General features: G+C 72.6%; 18 protein-coding genes. 5 read left to right on the plus strand and 13 right to left on the minus strand.

Going from position 1 to position 19,708, the window contains the following annotated elements:
• The first annotated feature begins 581 nt into the window (after nt 1-581).
• Nucleotides 582-1,607 carry a tryptophan--tRNA ligase gene (gene trpS / locus ACF1A1_RS34405; RefSeq protein WP_392005323.1) on the plus strand — a complete coding sequence of 342 codons (1,026 nt, stop codon included), beginning with the start codon at nt 582-584 and terminating at the stop codon, nt 1,605-1,607.
• Here the strand turns inward: trpS and ACF1A1_RS34410 are convergent.
• On the minus strand, nt 1,547-2,545 hold the full coding sequence (locus ACF1A1_RS34410) for a GlxA family transcriptional regulator (RefSeq protein ID WP_392005325.1): 999 nt from the start codon (nt 2,543-2,545) through the stop codon (nt 1,547-1,549). The genes trpS and ACF1A1_RS34410 overlap by 61 nt on opposite strands.
• 75 nt (nt 2,546-2,620) lie before the next feature.
• On the opposite strand from ACF1A1_RS34410, the gene ACF1A1_RS34415 reads away from it, so the two are divergent.
• Nucleotides 2,621-3,205, plus strand: coding sequence for a cysteine hydrolase family protein (locus ACF1A1_RS34415; protein ID WP_392005327.1), 585 nt, complete (start codon nt 2,621-2,623; stop codon nt 3,203-3,205).
• 21 nt (nt 3,206-3,226) lie between these two features.
• On the opposite strand, the gene proC is transcribed toward ACF1A1_RS34415, so the two are convergent.
• From proC to ACF1A1_RS34450, 7 genes are all read right to left on the minus strand, one after another.
• Nucleotides 3,227-4,039 (minus strand): pyrroline-5-carboxylate reductase, encoded by an 813-nt coding sequence (proC, locus tag ACF1A1_RS34420; RefSeq protein WP_392005329.1) that lies wholly within the window; start codon nt 4,037-4,039, stop codon nt 3,227-3,229.
• Between the two features lie 142 nt (nt 4,040-4,181).
• Nucleotides 4,182-4,961 (minus strand): ABC transporter permease, encoded by a 780-nt coding sequence (locus ACF1A1_RS34425; protein WP_392005331.1) that lies wholly within the window; start codon nt 4,959-4,961, stop codon nt 4,182-4,184.
• Nucleotides 4,958-5,776, minus strand: coding sequence for an ABC transporter ATP-binding protein (locus ACF1A1_RS34430; protein ID WP_392005332.1), 819 nt, complete (start codon nt 5,774-5,776; stop codon nt 4,958-4,960). The genes ACF1A1_RS34425 and ACF1A1_RS34430 overlap by 4 nt, the downstream gene beginning before the upstream one ends.
• A 155-nt stretch (nt 5,777-5,931) precedes the next feature.
• The gene (locus ACF1A1_RS34435; RefSeq protein ID WP_392005334.1) at nt 5,932-6,696 is read right to left on the minus strand and encodes a class I SAM-dependent methyltransferase; all 765 of its coding nucleotides are present in this window, start codon (nt 6,694-6,696) and stop codon (nt 5,932-5,934) included.
• Between the two features lie 84 nt (nt 6,697-6,780).
• Nucleotides 6,781-7,050, minus strand: a complete 270-nt coding sequence (locus ACF1A1_RS34440; protein WP_392005336.1) for a hypothetical protein — start codon at nt 7,048-7,050, stop codon at nt 6,781-6,783.
• Between the two features lie 87 nt (nt 7,051-7,137).
• Nucleotides 7,138-7,659, minus strand: coding sequence for an EamA/RhaT family transporter (locus ACF1A1_RS34445; RefSeq protein WP_392005337.1), 522 nt, complete (start codon nt 7,657-7,659; stop codon nt 7,138-7,140).
• Nucleotides 7,660-7,704: 45 nt separating this feature from the next.
• Nucleotides 7,705-8,019 (minus strand): SH3 domain-containing protein, encoded by a 315-nt coding sequence (locus ACF1A1_RS34450; protein WP_392005339.1) that lies wholly within the window; start codon nt 8,017-8,019, stop codon nt 7,705-7,707.
• 182 nt (nt 8,020-8,201) lie between these two features.
• Between ACF1A1_RS34450 and ACF1A1_RS34455 the strand changes: the two genes are divergently transcribed.
• A complete protein-coding gene (locus ACF1A1_RS34455; RefSeq protein WP_392005341.1) occupies nt 8,202-10,394 on the plus strand; it encodes a PQQ-binding-like beta-propeller repeat protein in 2,193 nt (730 codons plus the stop codon).
• 103 nt (nt 10,395-10,497) lie between these two features.
• Here the strand turns inward: ACF1A1_RS34455 and ilvD are convergent, their stop codons facing one another.
• The 4 genes from ilvD to ACF1A1_RS34475 all read right to left on the minus strand — a co-directional run bounded on the left by ilvD (nt 10,498) and on the right by ACF1A1_RS34475 (nt 15,203).
• Nucleotides 10,498-12,351: a dihydroxy-acid dehydratase gene (gene ilvD / locus ACF1A1_RS34460; RefSeq protein ID WP_392005342.1), complete on the minus strand. Its 1,854-nt coding sequence runs from the start codon at nt 12,349-12,351 to the stop codon at nt 10,498-10,500.
• A gap of 224 nt (nt 12,352-12,575) precedes the next feature.
• Nucleotides 12,576-13,181, minus strand: a complete 606-nt coding sequence (locus ACF1A1_RS34465; protein WP_392005344.1) for a TetR family transcriptional regulator — start codon at nt 13,179-13,181, stop codon at nt 12,576-12,578.
• Nucleotides 13,178-14,002, minus strand: coding sequence for a sugar phosphate isomerase/epimerase family protein (locus ACF1A1_RS34470; protein ID WP_392005346.1), 825 nt, complete (start codon nt 14,000-14,002; stop codon nt 13,178-13,180). Before ACF1A1_RS34470 ends, ACF1A1_RS34465 begins: the two co-directional genes overlap by 4 nt.
• A 268-nt stretch (nt 14,003-14,270) precedes the next feature.
• Nucleotides 14,271-15,203 carry a Ppx/GppA family phosphatase gene (locus ACF1A1_RS34475; RefSeq protein WP_392005347.1) on the minus strand — a complete coding sequence of 311 codons (933 nt, stop codon included), beginning with the start codon at nt 15,201-15,203 and terminating at the stop codon, nt 14,271-14,273.
• A gap of 95 nt (nt 15,204-15,298) precedes the next feature.
• Here ACF1A1_RS34475 and ACF1A1_RS34480 point away from each other — a divergent pair, with 95 nt between their 5' ends.
• A complete protein-coding gene (locus ACF1A1_RS34480; RefSeq protein ID WP_392005349.1) occupies nt 15,299-16,183 on the plus strand; it encodes a hypothetical protein in 885 nt (294 codons plus the stop codon).
• Nucleotides 16,184-16,276: 93 nt separating this feature from the next.
• On the opposite strand, the gene ACF1A1_RS34485 is transcribed toward ACF1A1_RS34480, so the two are convergent.
• Nucleotides 16,277-18,004, minus strand: coding sequence for an RNA polymerase sigma factor (locus tag ACF1A1_RS34485; RefSeq protein WP_392005351.1), 1,728 nt, complete (start codon nt 18,002-18,004; stop codon nt 16,277-16,279).
• Between the two features lie 250 nt (nt 18,005-18,254).
• Here ACF1A1_RS34485 and radA point away from each other — a divergent pair, with 250 nt between their 5' ends.
• Nucleotides 18,255-19,664: a DNA repair protein RadA gene (radA, locus tag ACF1A1_RS34490; RefSeq protein WP_392005353.1), complete on the plus strand. Its 1,410-nt coding sequence runs from the start codon at nt 18,255-18,257 to the stop codon at nt 19,662-19,664.
• Nucleotides 19,665-19,708 lie beyond the last annotated feature (44 nt).

The raw sequence follows: 19,708 nt of genomic DNA on the forward strand, positions 1-19,708 counted from the left end.
CTATCAGATCTTTTCTCGATCCGATTTCCTCGGTGCTTTCCAGGTTCCCGCTTTTGTTTCGCGGTTTCCTTTCCGGCGGTTCCGACTCTATCAGAGCCTTTCGGCTCCGATTCCCCGGCGGAGGGGGTGCCTTCCCGGCCGTTGGGCCGTTCCGACGAGTGAGACTTTAGCGGATTCCCGGCGCCCGAAGCCAATCGGGGCCTGCGTTCTTTCGAACGCGGATTCCTCATTTCGCGAATACGCATGCCAACTGCACGACGGCAGCCGAATCGACTACTCACCGAGGAGTGGTTGGTACTTGCGGAATGGCTGTCCGGGGACCGACCGTGGTCGGCGCTCACGTCGGACAACCCGGAGAACAGTACGTATCTGTCCTGGCCGTGTCAACTCATGTCCCTCGGGCACCCCTGAGGCGTACTCTGTGGGCCATGACTACGCGTACGTGCACCCAGCAGTGGTGGGCCGCCTGACGGCGGCCGGACTCACGTATGCACTCAACGGCCGCCGCTTCGGCGGCCGTTCTTGTTTCTCCCTCCTGGGGGCGGCCGGCCGGTGCGGCGGCTCGACCTGGAGGTGGAGAGATGAAGCGGGTCTTCAGCGGGGTCAAGCCCACCGGGCATCTGACGCTGGGGAACTATCTGGGGGCCATGCGGCAGTGGGCCGCGGTCGATCAGCACCGGGCGGACGCGTTGTTCTGCGTCGTCGATCTGCATGCGCTGACCGTCGACCACGATCCGGCGCGGGTGCGTCGGCTCAGTCGGCAGACGGCCACCCTGCTGCTGGCGGCGGGGCTGGATCCGGAGCTGTGCACGCTGTTCGTGCAGAGTCACGTGGACGAGCACGCACGGCTGTCGTACCTGCTGGAGTGTGTGGCCACCGACGGCGAGATGCGGCGGATGATCCAGTACAAGGAGAAGGCCGCGCGGGAGCGGGCGCGGGGTGGGAGCGTGCGGCTGTCGCTGCTGACCTATCCGGTGCTGATGGCGGCGGACATCCTGGCGTACGGGACGGACGAGGTGCCGGTGGGGGACGACCAGGCTCAGCACGTGGAGCTCACCCGGGATCTGGCGCTGCGGTTCAACCAGCGGTACGGGCAGGCGTTCGTGGTGCCGAGGGCGACGCATCCGGCGGTGGCCGCGCGGGTGATGAACCTCCAGGAGCCGACGTCGAAGATGGGGAAGAGCGACGACGGCGGTTCGGGGATCGTCTATCTGCTGGATGAACCGGATGTCGTGCGGAAGAAGGTCATGCGGGCCGTGACCGACAGCGGCCAGGAGGTCGTGTACGACCGGGAGCAGCGGCCCGGGATCGCGAACCTGCTGGAGATCCTCGCCGCGTGCACGGGTGGGAACCCGGAGGCGCTGGCGCTCGTATACCAGTCGTACGGCTCTTTGAAGCAGGACACCGCCGAGGCTGTGGTGGAGGCCCTCCGGCCGGTGCAGGCCAGGCACAAGGAGTTGTGCGCTGATCCTGTGTATGTGGAGGGGGTGCTGCGGGAGGGTGCGGAGAAGGCCCGGGCGATGGCCCGGCCGGTGGTGGATGCCGCTTATCGCGCCATCGGGCTGCTGCCGCCGGTGGCGGAGCCGGTGCTGAACGCGGCCCGGTAGGCGCGTGGGCTGGTGGCGAGGCGCGATGCGAAGTGCTGGCGCATCGTGACCTCGCTGCCGAAGCCGGCGCGGCGGGCGACCTCGGGCATGGGGAGGTCGGTGCGTTCGAGGAGTTTCTGGGCTGCGGCGAGGCGCTGGTCGAGGAGCCAGCGCAGCGGGGTGGTGCCGGTCTCCGCGGTGAAGTGGCGGGCGAAGGTGCGCGGGGACATGCCGGCGTGGGCCGCCAGGCCGGCGACGGTGAGTGGTTCGTGGAGGTGGCGCAGGGCGTGTTCGCGGACGGCGGCGAGGGTGTCGGCGTCGCGGTGTGTGTGCGGGGTGGGGTGCTCGATGAACTGGGCCTGGGTGCCGGTGCGGAAGGGGGCGGTGACCATCGAACGGGCGATGGTGGCGGCTGCCTCGGCTCCGTGTGCCGTGCGGACGAGGTGGAGGCAGAGGTCGATGCCGGCCGCGGTGCCGGCGGCGGTCCAGATGTTGTCGTCCTCGATGAAGAGCGCGTCGGGGACGACGGTGACGTGGGGGTGGTGGGCCCGGAGGAGGTCGACGAGGTTCCAGTGGGTGATCGCGCGGCGGCCGTCGAGGAGGCCGGCCTGGGCGAGGGTGAAGGCTCCGCCGCAGAGGGCGGCGATGGTGGTGCCGCGGGCGTGGGCGCGGCGGAGGGCGTCGAGGACGGGGGCGGGTGCGGGGGTGAGGTGGTCGTCGAGGCCGGGGATCAGGATCAGGTCGGCGCGGGAGAGCCAGGCGAGGGTGCGGTCGGGGTGGAGGGCGAGGCCGCCGCGCATCGGGACGGGGGTGGTGGTGTCGGTGGCGACGCGGCGCAGGTCGAAGGCGGGGGTACCGCGGTCGGTGCGGTCGGTGCCCCAGACCTCGGTGATGACGGAGACGTCGAAGGCGCGGATGCCGGGGAAGGCCACGAGGGCGACGCGGTACGGGGTCTCCATGGCCGGCAGTAAACCATCGATCGCTGTCTTTCCGCCCTCTGGGACGGGTGCCGGTCCGGCGGCAGGATCGTCGGCATGGAGATTTCACAGAACGCGGCGCTGCTGGTCGTGGACGTGCAGAAGGGCTTCGACGAGGCCGACTTCTGGGGGCCCCGGAACAACCCGGGGGCCGATGACAACATCGCTGCGCTCATCGACGTGTGGCAGGCGTCGGGGCGGCCGGTCGTCTTCGTACGGCACGACTCGTCGCAGCCGGGGTCGCCGCTGCGGGCGGGGTACGAGGGGAACGGCCTCAAGGGGTACGTGGAGGAGCGGCGTGGGAAGGGGGCGGGGCCGGAGCTGTTCGTCACGAAGACGGTGAACTCGGCCTTCTACGGGACTCCGGATCTGGACGCCTGGCTGAAGGCGGAGGGGATCTCACAGGTCGTGGTGGCCGGGATCCAGACCAACATGTGCGTGGAGACGACCGCGCGGATGGGCGGGAACCTGGGGTACGACGTGGTGGTCGCGTACGACGCCACGTACACCTTCGGCCTGGCGGGACCGTTCGGCTGGCGGCGGAGTGCCGAGGAGGTGGCGCGGGCGTCGGCGGTGTCGCTGCACGGGGGCGGGTTCGCGCGGGTGGTGACCACGGAGGAGGTCGTGGCCGCGGCGGAGTGACCGGCCGCGGCCCGGGGGGGGTCAGTCCTTCTTGCCGGCGGCCAGTTCGCGGCTGCGGTCGCGGGCGGCTTCGAGGGCGGCGATGAGGGCGGCTCGTACGCCGTGGTTCTCGAGTTCGCGGATGGCGTTGATGGTGGTGCCGGCCGGGGAGGTGACGTTCTCGCGGAGTTTGACGGGGTGTTCGCCGCTGTCGCGGAGCATCGTGGCGGCGCCGATCGCGGACTGGACGATGAGGTCGTGGGCCTTGTCGCGGGGCAGGCCGAGCAGGATGCCGGCGTCCGTCATGGCTTCGACCAGGTAGAAGAAGTACGCCGGGCCGGAGCCGGAGAGGGCGGTGCAGGCGTCCTGCTGGGACTCGGGGACGCGGAGGGTCTTGCCCACGGCGCCGAAGATCTCCTCGGTGTGGGCGAGGTCGGCCTCGCTGGCGTGGCTGCCGGCGGAGATGACGGACATGGCCTCGTCGACGAGGGCGGGGGTGTTCGTCATGACGCGGATGACGGGGACGCCGCTGGTGAGGCGGTCCTCGATGAAGGAGGTGGTGATGCCGGCGGCTCCGCTGATGACCAGGCGGCCGGCGGGGACGTGGGGGGCGAGTTCGTCGAGGAGGGTGCCCATGTCCTGCGGCTTGACCGTGAGGATGAGGGTGTCCGCGGTCTTGGCGGCTTCGGCGTTGGTGACCGGGGTGACGCCGTAGCGGGTGCGGAGTTCCTCGGCGCGGTCGGCGCGGCGGGCGGTGACGAGGAGGTCGGCGGGGGGCCAGCCGCCTCGGAGCATTCCGCTGAGCAGGGCTTCGCCGATCTTGCCGGTGCCGAGGACTGCGACTTTCTGGGTCATGGTGCGGGTGCCCTCCAGGGGTGCGTCGTCCGGGGTACATCCTCGCACCGGGCGTGGGTGTGCGGCGCGGGTGTCCGGTGGGCGGGACGTCGGCCCGGGCGGGGAGGGGCCGGGCAGCCGGGCGCCGGCGCGGGTCGGCGGTTCACGCGGTCCGGCGGCGCAAGGTGGCCGCTCCCAGGCCCAGGACCAGCAGCGCGCAGCCCGCCACGACCAGCACGTCGCGGATGAAGTCGGTGGTCACGTCCGTGTGGGTGAGGACCTCGTTCATGCCGTCGACGGCGTAGGACATGGGGAGGACGTTGGAGAGGGCTTCGAGGGCCGGGTGCATGGCGTCGCGGGGGGTGAAGAGGCCGCAGAGGAGGAGCTGGGGGAAGATCACCGCCGGCATGAACTGGACCGCCTGGAACTCCGAGGCCGCGAACGCCGAGACGAAGAGGCCGAGGGCGGTGCCGAGCAGGGCGTCGAGGAGGGCGACCAGGAGCAGGAGCCAGGGGCTGCCCGTGACGTCCAGGTCGAGGAACCAGACCGCCAGGCCGGTGGCGAGGGCGGACTGGACGATCGCGAGGGCGCCGAAGGCGAGGGCGTAGCCGGCGATCAGGTCGGCTTTGCCGAGGGGGAGGGCGAGGAGACGTTCGAGGGTGCCGGAGGTGCGTTCGCGCAGGGTCGCGATGGAGGTCACCAGGAACATCGTGATCAGCGGGAAGATCCCGAGGAGGGAGGCGCCGATGCTGTCGAAGGTGCGGGGGTTGCCGTCGAAGACGTAGCGGAGCAGGAACAGCATCACGCACGGGATGAGGATCATCAGGGCGATGGTGCGCGGGTCGTGGCGGAGTTGGCGCAGGACGCGGGCTGCCGTGGCGGTGGTGCGGGAGAGGTTGAAGGGGGTGGTCGGCGCGGGGGTGGTCGGTGGGGTCAGGGTCATGGGGTCTGCTCCTTCGCGCGGGCGGCTTCGGTCGCCTCGTCGACGAGGTGGAGGAAGGCCGCTTCGACGGTGTCGGAGTCGGTGCGGGTGCGCAGGGCGTCGAGGGTGTCGTCGGCGAGGATCTCGCCCTCGCGCATCAGCAGCAGGCGGTGGCAGCGCTCGGCCTCGTCCATGACGTGGGAGGAGACGAGGAGGGTCGCTCCGCGGGTGGCCGCGATGTCGTGGAAGAGGTGCCAGAGGTCGCGGCGCAGGACGGGGTCGAGGCCGACGGTCGGTTCGTCGAGGACGAGGAGTTCGGGGGCGCCGAGGAGGGCCACGGCGAGGGAGACGCGGTTGCGCTGGCCGCCGGAGAGGTTGCCGGCGAGGGCGTCGGCGTGGCTGGTCAGGTCGACGTCGGCGATGGCCCGGGTGACGTTCTCGTGGCGGCGTTCGGCTGCCGCGTGGCCCGGGTCGAGGATCGCGGCGAAGTAGTCGAGGTTCTGGCGGACCGTCAGGTCGTCGTAGACGGAGGGGGCCTGGGTGACGTAGCCGACGCGGGTGCGGAGGGTGGGGTGGCCCGCGGGGTGGCCGAGGACGTCCAGGGTGCCGGTGACCTTGGCCTGGGTGCCGACGATCGCGCGCATGAGGGTCGACTTGCCGCAGCCGGAGGGGCCGAGGAGGCCGGTGATCTGCCCGCGCGGGACGGTGAAGTCGAGGGAGCGCAGGACCGTGCGGGGGCCTCGGACGACGGTGAGGGCGCGGGCGCGTACGGCGGGCGTGTGGCCGGTGGGGGGCGGCGGATCGGGTGACGGTTCCGGCCCATCAATATTCATCATGTGATGAATATTCTCTCCGGGAAGAGGCGTCGTCAAGTGGCGTGCGCGGCGCGGCGCGGAATCGGGAGGTGCGGTGGGAGCCGGGTGGACCGCGGTAGGTGATCACGCGTGCGCGGCGGCCCTGGAGGGGGCCGCCGCGCGGAAGGTGCCGGAGGTCAGGGGAGGGTGGCCAGCAGCAGGTCCACGTCGTAGGTCTCCTCCAGGGTGCCGTCGGGGAAGGCGGCCAGGAGGTGGCGGCGCTCCTCGGTGAGGAAGGCGGCGGCGCTCTCCTCGCCGTGGACCAGGAAGATCGAGTGGCTGCCGATGTTGGCCAGGTGCGTGTCGACGGGGACGCGGCGGCTCCAGCGGACCCGGCGGCGGGCGAAGTCGAAGCGGCCGGTGGGGTCGGCGAGCGCGGTGGTGTCGTTGTTCTTGCCGATGACCTGGTCGCTGCCGAAGTGACGCTCGATGCGGCGCGCCTGCGCGTTGATCCACGGCACGTCGAGGGCGCTCGCGTTCCACCACAGTGCCAGGGCGCCGCCCGGGCGCAGCACGCGCAGGGCCTCCGGCACCGAGCGGGCCGGGTCGGTCCAGTGCCAGGACTGCGCGTAGGTGAGGAAGTCGAGGGAGGCGGTCGCGAGGGGGAGGTGGTTTCCGTCGCCGCGGACGATCGGCACGTCGGGAAGGGCGTGGCGGAACTGCGCCGCCATGCCGTCCCCGGGTTCGACGGCGAGGACGTCGGCGCCGCGGGCGTGCAGGAGCGCGGTCGCGATGCCCGTGCCCGCGCCGATGTCGGCGACGCGGGCGCCGGCGAGACGGCGGCCGGCCAGGTCCTCGACCGCGTCGAGGAGGGTGGTCGGGTAGGAGGGGCGGTTGGCGGCGTACTGGGCCGCGGCGGCGTTGAAGGAGTGGGCTCGACTGGTGTGGGAGGGGGCCGTCATGGGGTCATGGTGGCGGGGGCGGGCGGGGAGCGGAACGGGTTTTTCCGAGCCGGTTCGACTGGGACGGGGACGGGAGTCAGGGAGTCAGGGAGAGGCAGAGGGGCTGCCGGGCCGGGTTTTGGCGTGGAGGAGGAGGGTGTCGCCGTTCGGGGCGGTCAGGGTGAGGGTGTCGGTGGTGGTCTCGGCCCGCCACGGGCCGGCGGAGGGTGGGAAGTGCTCCGTGAAGGCCGGCGGGAGAGAGCAGGCGATCGCGGTCGAGCGGCGGTCGTCGGCCGGCGTGACCGTCCCCGAGGCGGGGTCGATCTCGACTCCTCCACCGGGGACGCCCTGCAGCGCCGCACCGCGGAAGCCCATCGGCACCAGAGGCGTCGATCGGCACCTCCGAGCACGCGGCACCTGCGAGCACGGGCGGGGCGGTGCGGGGACCGCGGCTCGGAGCGGTCAGGAGCGGCGGCGCTTCTTCGACGGGTTGCCGGTACGGCGGGTCGTGCGGCGCTCGTGGTGGGCGCGGGCCGTCTCGTACTCCTGGCGGTGGAGTCTCTCGCCCGGGGCCTCGGTGAGGGAGCGGAAGAAGTAGGCGAGCAGGGCGCCGACGAAGCCGACGGCCAGCAGGCCGCGCAGGGAGGCCTGGCGGTCGGGGTCGGGGCGCTTGCCGAAGCTCTCCCAGGTGTGCCGGAAGGCGAGCGCGCTGCAGGTCGCGAACATCACGACGACCAGCAGGGTCACGAAGCCGCCGATGTCGGCGATGGCCAGGCCCTCGTAGGCGAGGCGGAGGACGAGGCAGGAGACGGCCGCGGCGAGGAGCGAGCCGGCGGCCACGGCGATACGGCGGACCGTGTAGCCGTGGTCGTGGTCCACCCAGCTGGTGCCGAAGAAGCGGAGGGGCTCGGGGCGGGGCCCCGTGGGGGCGCCCGGGCCCGGGAAGCCCGCCGGGATGTCCGCGGTGCCGTTTTCGTCGCTCACGGGACGATTATGGCGCCGGACGGGGGCGGGCTCCCCGGGGGGTGGTCAGGCGCAGCGCGGCGCGATGTAGCCGTCGCTGCCCGTCCTCACGTACGCGTCCGAGACGAACTGGCTGTCGGCGATGTTGTCCCAGATGTTGGTGGTGCCGTACGGGCCGGTCACCGTGGTGCCCGGGGTCTGGCAGAAGATCGGCACCTTGGTGCCCTCGGGCAGGACCTTCACGATCGGGTAGCTGGTGCCGGGGCCGCTGCGGACGTTCAGCCGGACGCCGGGCGCGACCGGGTAGTACGTCAGGGCCGCCGCCGCGACGGCCTCCGCCTCGTCGCCGCTCTCCACCTCTTCCACACGGTCGACAGACATGCAAAACCTCCCCCGTTACACCCCATGACTGCCATGGGGACCCGTTGATTCCCCCGAATCACGACATGAAACACATGTGCGCAACTCGTACGCGGAGGCTAGCAAGTCGCCTCGGTCTCCCACGAGTCATCGACTAGGCTCCGTGCGTCGCGCGCACGGCCGAAGCAGCACGGGGGTGGTCCATGACGCCACAGCGCAACACCGGTTCGGGCGCGGAAGCGGAACTTCCGGAATACGTCGGCCACTACCGCCTGGAGGCCTGCCTGGGCTCCGGTGGCATGGGCGTGGTCCACCTGGCCCACAGCACCTCCGGGATGAAGCTCGCGGTGAAGGTCGTACACGCCGAATTCGCGAGGGATCCCGAGTTCAGGGGGCGGTTCCGGCAGGAGGTGGCGGCCGCGCGGAGGGTCAGCGGCGCCTTCACCGCACCCGTCGTCGACGCCGACCCGGAGGCCGGACGACCGTGGATGGCCACGCTGTTCATCCCGGGGCCGACGTTGTCGGAACACGTGAAGCGGAACGGGCCCATGGGCGCGGGCGAGTTGCGGCGGCTGATGGCCGGGCTCGCCGAGGCGCTGCGCGACATCCACCGGGTCGGGGTCGTGCACCGGGACCTGAAGCCCAGCAACGTCCTGCTCGCCGAGGACGGTCCGAAGGTCATCGACTTCGGCATCTCCCGGCCGAAGGACAGCGAACTGCGCACCGAGACCGGGAAGTTGATCGGTACGCCGCCCTTCATGGCGCCGGAGCAGTTCCGCCGGCCACGGGAGGTGGGGCCGGCCGCCGACATCTTCGCGCTCGGGTCCGTGCTGGTGCACGCGGCGACCGGACGGGGGCCCTTCGACTCCGACAGTCCGTACGTCGTCGCCTACCAGGTCGTGCACGACGAGCCCGACCTCACGGGCGTACCGGAGAGCCTGGCGCCGCTGGTGCGGCGCTGTCTCGCCAAGGAGCCCGAGGAACGGCCCACGCCCGACGAGCTGATGCGGGAACTGCGGTCGGTGGCGGCCTCGTACGACACGCAGGCGTTCATACCGGCGCAGCGGGCGATGGACGGAGCGCAGCCGGACGCCTCGCAACCGGAGGAGCCCCAGCCGGACATCTGGCAGCCGGACGTGTCCCGGCCGGACGCGCCGGAGGCCGCACGGGACACCGGAAGCACCGGGGGCACCGGGTCGGCGCAGGGTGCGCCACGGCGCAGGCGCGGACGTGTCGGCCTCGCCGTCGGCGCACTGGTCCTCCTCGTCGGCGGAGGCCTCGCCTCCGTCCCGCTGCTGGGCGCCGATACGGACAGCACCGGTCGGAAAACGGGCGGGACGCGGTCGGCCTCGGACACCTTCAGCCCCTGGGCTACACAGCCGGCCGCGGAGGCGGCGGGCGGCATGCCCCGGTGTGCGTACGACGCGAAGCGGCTGGTCTGCGCCCAGTCGGGGCAGGTCTCCGCACTCGACGCGTCCACCGGACGGGTGCTGTGGCGGCGCCCCCTCTCCTCCGGTGACGAGCGCGGCGAGGCTCCCGTGCTCGCGGGCGGGCTGGCGCACGTGCTCACCCACTCCGGCAAGCGGGTGGAGGCCCTCGACCCGTCGTCGGGCGAGACGCGCTGGCAGCGGGACGTGTCGGCGTACCCGGGCATCCGGTTCGCCGGCGGCACGCTGCTGCTGACCGCGGCCGACGGCACGGTGACCGGTGTGGACGCCGCCTCGGGCCGGACCGAGTGGAGCCGGCGGATTCCGGGCGCCGGCCGGCCGTACTTCGTGTCGTTCCCCGGCGACCCGCTGGCGTACGTGACGAGCACGTCCGGCGACGGGCGTACGCGGATCACGGCCGTGGACCCCGCCGGCGGTGACGTGCGCTGGGAGGAGTGGCTCAACGGCACGCTGACCCCGGTGGGCGCCGCACGCGACAGCCTCGTCCTGCTGTCCGGCGGCGGGGAGTACGGCAAGGCCGACGCCGTGGTCCGCTTCTACCCCGAGACGAAGGTGTCGCGGCGGGTGGCGCTGACCGTGGCGCTCCAGCAGGCGAGCGCGGCCGTGCACGGGGACCGCGTCTACCTGCTGACCTACGACGGTTCGCTGGTGGCCGTCGACACGCTCGCGGAGAAGCGGCTGTGGTCCCTGCAGACGGCCGTGAGCCGGGGTTCGGTGCCGACGGCCGACGGTGAGCACGTGTACTTCAGCGCCCCCGACGGCCGTCTCCTCGCCGTGGACGCCGACGGGGGGAAGCTCATCGGGCAGACGTCACTGCGGCTCGGGGCGAACTCCGACGAGGTCGTGACCACGCTCCCCGCGCCGCAGGTGGTGGGTTCCCGCGTCCACGCCGGCGCCCCCGACGGGACCGTGTTCGCCGTGGACGGGACCGACCCCTCGGCCTGGTGACCCCGTCGGCCCGCCGACTCCACCGGCCGGGTGCCACGCCAAGGGGCCGCCTCCCGGAGGCGGCCCCATCGGCGGTCGTGGGCGTGGTGGGCGGTCGTGGGCGTCAGCCCAGCTTGGACACGTCCCGGACCGCGCCCTTGTCGGCGCTCGTGGCCATGGCCGCGTAGGCGCGCAGGGCGGCGGAGACCTTGCGGTCGCGGTTCTTCGGGGCGTACACGCCGTTCAACGCCTGCTCGCGGCGCGCGAGTTCCGCCTCGTCGACGAGCAACTCGATCGTGCGGTTCGGGATGTCGATGCGGATGCGGTCGCCGTCCTCGACGAGGGCGATGGTGCCGCCGGCGGCCGCCTCGGGGGAGGCGTGGCCGATGGACAGGCCCGAGGTGCCGCCGGAGAAGCGGCCGTCGGTGATCAGGGCGCAGGCCTTGCCCAGGCCGCGGCCCTTCAGGTACGAGGTCGGGTAGAGCATCTCCTGCATGCCGGGGCCGCCCTTGGGGCCCTCGTAGCGGATGACGACCACGTCGCCTTCCTTCACCTGCTGGGCGAGGATCTTCTGGACGGCCGCCTCCTGCGACTCGCAGACGACCGCCGGGCCCTCGAAGGTCCAGATCGACTCGTCGACGCCGGCCGTCTTCACCACGCAGCCGTCGACGGCGAGGTTGCCCTTGAGGACGGCCAGGCCGCCGTCCTTGGAGTACGCGTGCTCGGCGGAGCGGATGCAGCCGTTCTCGGCGTCGTCGTCGAGGGCCTCCCAGCGCTCCGACTGGGAGAAGGCGTCGGCGGAGCGGACGCAGCCGGGGGCCGCGTGCCACAGCTCGACCGCCTCGGGCGACGGGGAGCCGCCGCGGACGTCCCACGTCTTCAGCCAGTCCGCCAGGGACGGGCTGTGGACCGCGTGCACGTCCTCGTTGAGCAGGCCAGCACGGTGCAGCTCGCCGAGGAGGGCCGGGATGCCGCCGGCGCGGTGCACGTCCTCCATGTAGTACGTGCGGTTCTTCGCGACGTTGGGCGCCACCTTGGCCAGGCACGGCACCCGGCGGGAGACCGCGTCGATCTCGTTCAGGCCGAAGGGGACGTCCGCCTCCTGGGCCGCCGCCAGCAGGTGCAGGATCGTGTTGGTCGACCCGCCCATGGCGATGTCCAGGGCCATCGCGTTCTCGAAGGCGGCGAAGGTGGCGATGTTGCGCGGCAGGACGGTCTCGTCGTCCTGCTCGTAGTAGCGGCGGGTGAGGTCCATGACCGTGCGGGCGGCGTCGACGTACAGCTGCTTGCGCGCGGTGTGGGTGGCGAGGACCGAGCCGTTGCCGGGGAGGGAGAGGCCGATGGCCTCGGTCAGACAGTTCATCGAGTTGGCGGTGAACATGCCGGAACAGCTGCCGCAGGTCGGACAGGCGTTCTCCTCGATACGGAGGATGTCCTCGTCCGAGATCTTGTCGTTGACGGCGTCGGAGATCGCGTCGACCAGGTCGAGCGTGCGGACGGTGCCGTCGACGAGGGTGGCGCGGCCGGACTCCATCGGGCCGCCGGAGACGAAGACCGTGGGGATGTTGAGCCGCAGGGCGGCGTTCAGCATGCCCGGGGTGATCTTGTCGCAGTTGGAGATGCAGACCAGGGCGTCGGCACAGTGCGCCTCGACCATGTACTCCACGCTGTCCGCGATCAGGTCGCGGGAGGGGAGGCTGTAGAGCATGCCTCCGTGGCCCATCGCGATGCCGTCGTCGACGGCGATGGTGTTGAACTCGCGCGGGATGCCGCCGGCCTCCGTGATCGCCTCGCTGACGATCCGGCCGACGGGCTGGAGGTGCGTGTGGCCGGGCACGAACTCCGTGAAGCTGTTGGCGACCGCGATGATCGGCTTCCGGCCGATGTCCGCACCGGGTACACCGGAGGCGCGCATAAGGGCGCGGGCGCCCGCCATGTTGCGGCCGTGGGTGACTGTGCGGGACCTCAGCTGGGGCATCGTCGCTCGCTCCTTCAGACAGATAGGGCTGCTACCGAGCGTACGCCGGTCATCCAGGAGCCGGGACGGGGTGTCCGGAATGCGGGATGCGTGTCTCGGAGGGACGAGGGGAGGAGGCGGGTGGTGAGGCGCCGTGCGCGGGGCGGTCGGACCGTCTTCCCGGGCGTCGGACGGTCCTCGGGGGGACGGTCGAAAGCCTTCTGGGAAGGGGCGGTCAGAGGTCTTCAGGGGCCGGTCAGGTGCCCCTGCACCACCGGCGCCACCCGCGCGACGATCTGCTCCAGGTCCGCCGAGGCCAACGGCTCCACCTTGATCACGTACCGCAGCATCGCCGTACCGACCAGCTGCGCGGCCGCCAGCTCGGCGCGCAGTTCCGCGTCCGGGAGGTCGAGCGGCGCGGCGATGCGGCGCAGCAGCTGGGTGGCGACCAGGCGGCGGAAGACCGCCGCGGCGGTCTCGTTGTTGACCGCCGAGCGGACGATCGCCAGCAGGGGCGTACGGGTGGTGGGGTCCTCCCAGATGCCGAGGACGAAGCGGGTCAGGCGCTCGCCGACGCCGTCCGGGGAGCCGTCGGCCACCGCCTCCGGGGCGTGCAGCGCGGGCGCGAAGGCGACCTCGACGGCCGCTTCGAAGACCTGCTCCTTGGTGCCGAAGTAGTGGTGGACGAGTGCCGAGTCGACCCCGGCGGCCTTGGCGATGCCGCGGACGGACGTCTTCTCGTAGCCCCGCTCGGAGAACTCCTCGCGGGCCGCGGTGAGGATGCGGTCGCGGGTGCCGACGGACTCGGTGCGCCGGGGGCGGCCACGGCGGCGCGCGCCCGTGTCGGTCACCGGCGGGGGACCTTCGCCGCCGAGGCCAGGTGCAGGCGCGTGAAGGCCAGGGCCTCGGCGAGATCGGCCTCACGTTCGGCGCCGGACATCGCGCGCCGCGTGTTGACCTCGATGACGATGTGCCCGTCGAAGCCGCTCAGCGCGAGGCGCTCCAGCAGTTCGGCGCAGGGCTGGGAGCCGCGGCCGGGGACGAGGTGCTCGTCCTTGGCGGAGCCGTTGCCGTCGGCGAGGTGGACGTGCCCGAGGCGGTCGCCCATGCGGTCGAGCATGTGGATCGCGTCCGTGCGGGCCGTCGAGGCATGACTGAGATCGATCGTGAAGTGCCGGTAGTCGTCCTTCGTCACGTCCCAGTCCGGCGCGTACGCGAGCATCTCGCGGTCGCGGTAGCGCCAGGGGTACATGTTCTCGACGGCGAACCGCACATCCGTCTCGTTCGCCATCCGCCAGATCCCCTGGACGAAGTCACGGGCGTACTGCCGCTGCCAGCGGAAGGGCGGGTGGACCACGACGGTGCTCGCCCCGAGCTTCTCCGCCGCGGCGCGCGCCCGCTGCAACTTCACCCACGGGTCGGTCGACCACACCCGCTGGGTGATGAGCAGGCAGGGGGCGTGGACGGCCAGGATCGGGACCTGGTGGTAGTCGCTGAGCCGGCGCAGCGCGTCGATGTCCTGACTGACCGGGTCGTTCCACACCATGACCTCGACGCCGTCGTACCCGAGGCGCGCGGCGATCTCGAAGGCCGTCGCCGTCGTCTCCGGATAGACCGAGGCCGTCGACAGGGCGACCTTCGCATCCGGGATGCGCACCACTGGTTCTGCCACGAGGGACAGCGTACGGTCCCACGCTCGGCACCGGGGAGCGGGGCGCCGCGCCGGCTGCGCCGGGGCGGGCGAACCGGCCACGCGCGCGTGGCCGGTGGTGGCTCGTGGGTGGGGCGGGAGGGGCTCGATGGTGCGGGCCGACGGGGGCTACTGCGCGCTGGGGAGAGGGTGTCGGGTTTCACAGGGGCGTACGGCATGAGTCGGCGGCCCCGTTGACCTCACGCCCTCACAGGCACCATTGGCACCAGGGTGCCGAGGCCGCGCCCGCTCACACCGTCGGCATGTGGTCCAGCCGCCGCAGGATGACGCCCTCGCGCAGCGCCCAGGGGCAGATCTCCAGCGTCTCGACCCCGAACAGGTCCATCGCCCCCTCGGCGACCAGCGCACCCGCCAGGAGCTGGTTCGCGCGGCCCTCGGAGACCCCCGGCAGCTCCGCGCGCTCGGCGGCGGTCATACCGGCCAGGCGCGGGACCCAGGCCTCCAGGGACTCCCGCTTGAGCTCGCGCTGGACGTACGGGCCGTCGGCCGAGCGGGCGGCGCCGGCGAGGCGGGCGAGCTGCTTGAAGGTCTTCGACGTGGCGACGACGTGGTCGGGGGCGCCGAAGCGGCTGAACTCCCCCACCGTGCGGGCGATCTCCGCGCGCGCGTGCCGGCGCAGCGCCCGTATGTGCTCGGGGTCGGGTGGGTCGCCGGGCAGCCAGCCGGCCGTGAGGCGGCCCGCGCCGAGCGGGAGCGAGACGGCCGCGTCGGGCTCCTCGTCGATGCCGTACGCGATCTCCAGGGAGCCGCCGCCGATGTCGAGGACCAGCAGCTTGCCGGCCGACCAGCCGAACCAGCGGCGGGCGGCGAGAAAGGTGAGCCGGGCCTCCTCCTCGCCGGCGAGGACCTGAAGCTCGACGCCGGTCTCGGCCTGCACCCGCGCGAGGACCTCGTCGGCGTTGCCGGCCTCGCGCACCGCGGAGGTCGCGAACGGCAGTACGTCCTCGACGCCCTTGTCCTCGGCGGCCTGGAGGGCCTCCTTGATGACGGTGATCAGTTTGTCGACGCCCTCGGGACCGATCGCCCCGCTCTCGTCGAGGAGCTCGGCGAGGCGCAACTCCACCTTGTACGAGTGCGCGGGGAGCGGGCAGGCGCCGGGGTGCGCGTCCACCACCAGCAGATGCACCGTGTTCGATCCCACGTCGAGGACACCGAGTCTCATGTAGGGCACGCTACTGCCAGTGGTCGCGCGCTCAATGCCCGGTGCGCATCCTGAGACAGTGCTGTGAGCGGGGCCGGGCGACTTACCCTGGACGCGTGCCAAAGACGAAAAAGGCGAAGGACGAAAAGGCCGACAAGGCTGCCAAGACGGCCAGATCCACCAACGGCGCTTCGCAGCCGAAGTCGTCGAAGAAGTCGAGGAAGGCCCTGGTCGCCGACGAGAAGGGGCTCGACTTCGCGCGCGCGTGGGTGGAGTTTCCTGATCCGGCGGACGACGAGCAGGTGTTCCGCTGCGATCTGACATGGCTGACCTCTCGCTGGAACTGCATCTTCGGCAGCGGCTGCCAGGGCATCCAGGCGGGCCGCGCGGACGACGGCTGCTGCACGCTGGGTGCCCACTTCTCCGACGAGGACGACGAGAAGCGGGTCGCCGAGCATGTGGCGCGGCTCACTCCCGATATCTGGCAGCACCACGACGAGGGCGCTCGGGGCGGCTGGGTGTCGGAGGACGAGGACGGCTCCCGCCAGACCCGTCCGTTCAACGGCTCGTGCATCTTCCAGAACCGCCCCGGCTTCGCGGGCGGCGCCGGCTGTTCGCTGCACATCCTGGCGCTCCGGGAGGGCCGCGAGCCCCTGGAGACCAAGCCGGACGTCTGCTGGCAGCTCCCGGTGCGGCGTACGTACGACTGGATCGACCGGCCCGACGACACGCGCGTGCTCCAGGTGTCGATCGGCGAGTACGACCGCCGCGGCTGGGGTCCGGGCGGTCACGACCTGCACTGGTGGTGCACGTCGGCGACCTCGGCGCACGGCGCCGGCGAGCCGGTGTACGTCTCCTACCGGGCGGAGCTGACCGAACTGATGGGCAAGGCCGGCTACGACCGTCTGGTCGAGCTGTGCGAGGAGCGGCTCGCTTCGCAGCTGCCGCTGCTGGCGCCGCATCCGGCGGATCCGGTGGACCGCGTGGATCCGGTGGTCTGACCTCCAGGACCGGCCCCAGGGCTTCTCGACCAGCCTCGACCGGCCCCAGGGCCCTTCGGCCTCTGCACGGCCGACGGCCCCGCCCAGGGCGCCTCAGGGCGTGCCGGGGCGGGGCTCGCCGCCGTCGCCGGGCGGCGGGGCCGAGCCTCCCGGGTCGGGCGGCGACGAGTCGCTGGGCGTGGGCTCCGGGTCGGGCGTGGGCGGCGGCCCGCTCGGCGTGGGCTCGGTGGTGGCCGGGGCCGTCGGGGTCGGCTCCGGGCGCGGGTCCGACGGGGCGGGCGGGTCGCTGGGGGTGCCCGGCCCGGGTCCGGGGGCCGAGGGCGCCGGCGCGATGCCGTAGCCCTCGATGGAGACGACGGCGCCCGCCGGGGCGATCGCCACGCGCGCGTGCCAGTGGCCGGAGGGCTCGCGCAGGTGGTCGACGTACACCTTGATCGTCACCGAGTCGCCGGGTTCGAGCGTGCCCGTGAAGCGGCTCAGGTAGAGCCAGGAGTTCTGAGTGTCCGCCGCCCAGCGGACCGGCCCGTGCGCGTCCGGGGACGCGGTGAGGGTGATCAGGGTGGTGTCGCCGCTGTTGGCGGCGGTCACGGAGAGGCTCCCCGCGCCGTTCCCGCCGAGCCCCGCGACGCCGATGACCTCGACGGAGACGTCCGGATCGTTTCCCCTGGTGAAGCCGGAACCGGGCCGGGTGCTGGCGTTCCCGGCGTTCTCGTAGCCGCCGGCCGTCCCGCCGTCGAGGGCACCGGGGTCGGGGGCCTCGTGGGCCGTGGCCGGGCGGCCGTCGGCCTCGGCGGTCGGGGTGCCCCGGTAGGCGGCCCACAGGGCGAGCACCGGCGCGGCGACCACCGTGGCGACGACGGTCGTCGTGACGGCACGCGCGCGGAGGCGGTCCCGGCGGGCGGCGCGGTCCTTGGGGTCCATCGGGAAGCCCCGCCGGTCGAAGCGGGGCGCCGCGGCGCCCCGCGCGCGCGGGAGGCGCGTCATGGCGGTGTGCAGCTGCGCGCGGGGCGCTTCCAGGACGGGCAGCTCGGCGGGTGTGACACCCGCGCCGGGCCAGCGGCCGGGGACCGCGCGCTCGGCGGCCCGGCGGCAGCGCGGGCAGTCGTCGACGTGCCGGACGAGTTCGCGGCGCAGGGCGGCGCCGAGCACGAACTGGTGATCCCCGGTGAGGCGGGTCACACCGGGGCAGCCGCCGGTCTCGACGACGGCGAGGGCCGCGCGGGTGCGTTCGACCTCGCAGGCGGCGGAGGCGAGCAGCTCACGGGCCGCGGCCTGGTCCTTGCCGAGGACGGCGGCGACCTCGTGGGGGGTGAGGTGGTGGCGTACGGCGAGTTCGAGCGCCTCGCGCTGCTCGGGGGTGGTGCCGGCCGCCTCCGGCCAGGCGAGCCGGGCGAGTTGGCGTCTCCGCTGCTCATGGGCCCCGTCGGGCACGGCTGGGTCGGCGGGCGCCGCGCCGGTGTCCCGGGGGCCGCCGTGGCGTCCCGCCGCGTGCGTTCCCTGACGTTTCTGCTTGGCCTCGGCCAGCTTGCGCAGGCACGCCCAGCGGGCCAGCGCGTACAACCAGGCTTTGCGGTCCCCGGCGGCCGGGACGCGCTGCCCGCGGCGCTCCGCGAGCGCCAGGGCGTCCACGAGCGCCGACGTGGCCGCGTCGTGGTCGCACAGGACGGACAGGCAGTAGGTGAACAGGCCGTCCAGGTACGGCTCGTAGCGCGCGGGCGGGCGCTGCGCCAGCGTGCGCGCCGCAGCGCGGTCGCGCGCCTCCCGGTGCGCCCGGTGTGCGCCGGTCGTGCGGGTCGAGGTCTGCGGGCTGCTGCTCATCATCCGTGCGACCGTAGGCGCCGAGGAACGGCCTCTTCTGCCCCCTTGCGTCCTTTTAATCCGTATGGGTGAAACGATCCCTCATAAGGGGATGCGAACCGGTGGTTCCGTGGCTCGTTCGTGACGGGGTGGCCGGTTCGCAGGGGGTGCGTGCGCCCGTGCGGCCGCCGCGACCTCGCGCTCCCGGCCCGGTCCGGACCCCGCTCGTCCACGGGCACGGCCCGTTGTCGGTCCCGGCGGCTACGGTTTCCCCATGGCTGCCCGTACGAAGACCACCAAGGACCGACCGTCCTACCGCTGCACGGAATGCGGCTGGCAGACGGCCAAGTGGCTCGGCCGCTGCCCCGAATGCCAGGCCTGGGGCACGGTCGAGGAGTACGGCGCGCCCGCGGTCCGTACGACGACGCCGGGACGCGTCACCACCTCCGCCGTGCCCATCGGCCAGGTCGACGGCCGGCAGGCCACCGCCCGCCCCACCGGCGTGCCCGAGCTGGACCGCGTCCTCGGCGGCGGGCTGGTTCCCGGCGCGGTGGCCCTCATCGCCGGCGAGCCGGGCGTCGGCAAGTCCACGCTGCTGCTCGACGTGGCCGCCAAGTCGGCGAGCGACGAACACCCCACGCTCTACGTCACGGGCGAGGAGTCCGCGAGCCAGGTCCGCCTGCGCGCCGACCGCATCGGCGCCATCGACGACCACCTGTATCTCGCCGCCGAGACCGATCTGGCGGCCGTCCTGGGACATTTGGACGCCGTGAAGCCGTCGCTGCTGATCCTCGACTCGGTGCAGACGGTGGCCTCCCCGGAGATCGACGGCGCGCCCGGTGGCATGGCGCAGGTGCGGGAAGTGGCGGGGGCCCTGATCCGGGCCTCCAAGGAGCGCGGGATGTCCACCCTCCTCGTGGGCCACGTCACCAAGGACGGCGCGATCGCCGGGCCGCGCCTCCTCGAGCACCTGGTGGACGTCGTCCTGCACTTCGAGGGCGACCGGCACGCGCGCCTGCGCCTGGTGCGGGGCGTCAAGAACCGCTACGGCGCCACCGACGAGGTCGGCTGCTTCGAACTGCACGACGAGGGCATCACGGGCCTTACCGACCCAAGCGGACTTTTCCTGACTCGTCGTGACGAACCGGTGCCCGGCACCTGTCTGACGGTCACCCTGGAGGGCCGCCGCCCCCTGGTCGCCGAAGTGCAGGCGCTCACGGTCGACTCGCAGATCCCCTCCCCCCGCCGTACGACGTCCGGCCTGGAGACCTCCCGCGTCTCGATGATGCTCGCGGTGCTGGAGCAGCGCGGCCGGATCAGCGCGCTCGGCAAGCGGGACATCTACTCCGCGACGGTCGGCGGGGTGAAGCTGTCGGAGCCCGCTGCGGACCTGGCCATCGCCCTCGCGCTGGCCTCCGCGGCGAGCGACACCCCGCTGCCCAAGAACCTCGTCGCGATCGGCGAAGTGGGGCTCGCGGGCGAGGTCAGACGGGTCACGGGCGTCCAGCGCAGGCTCGCCGAGGCCCACCGTCTGGGCTTCACGCACGCGCTCGTGCCGGGTGATCCGGGAAAGGTCCCTTCCGGGATGAAGGTCCTGGAAGTCGCGGACATAGGGGACGCCCTGCGGGTGCTGCCGCGCTCCCGTCGCCGAGACGCCCCGCGGGACGAGGAGGAGCGCCGGTAGACTTTGCCCAGGTCTCGCCCGTCCGTACGAACCGAGTGCGCGAA

Source organism: Streptomyces sp. NPDC014995, assembly GCF_043080745.1.
In the GTDB taxonomy this organism is placed as follows: Bacteria; Actinomycetota; Actinomycetes; order Streptomycetales; family Streptomycetaceae; genus Streptomyces.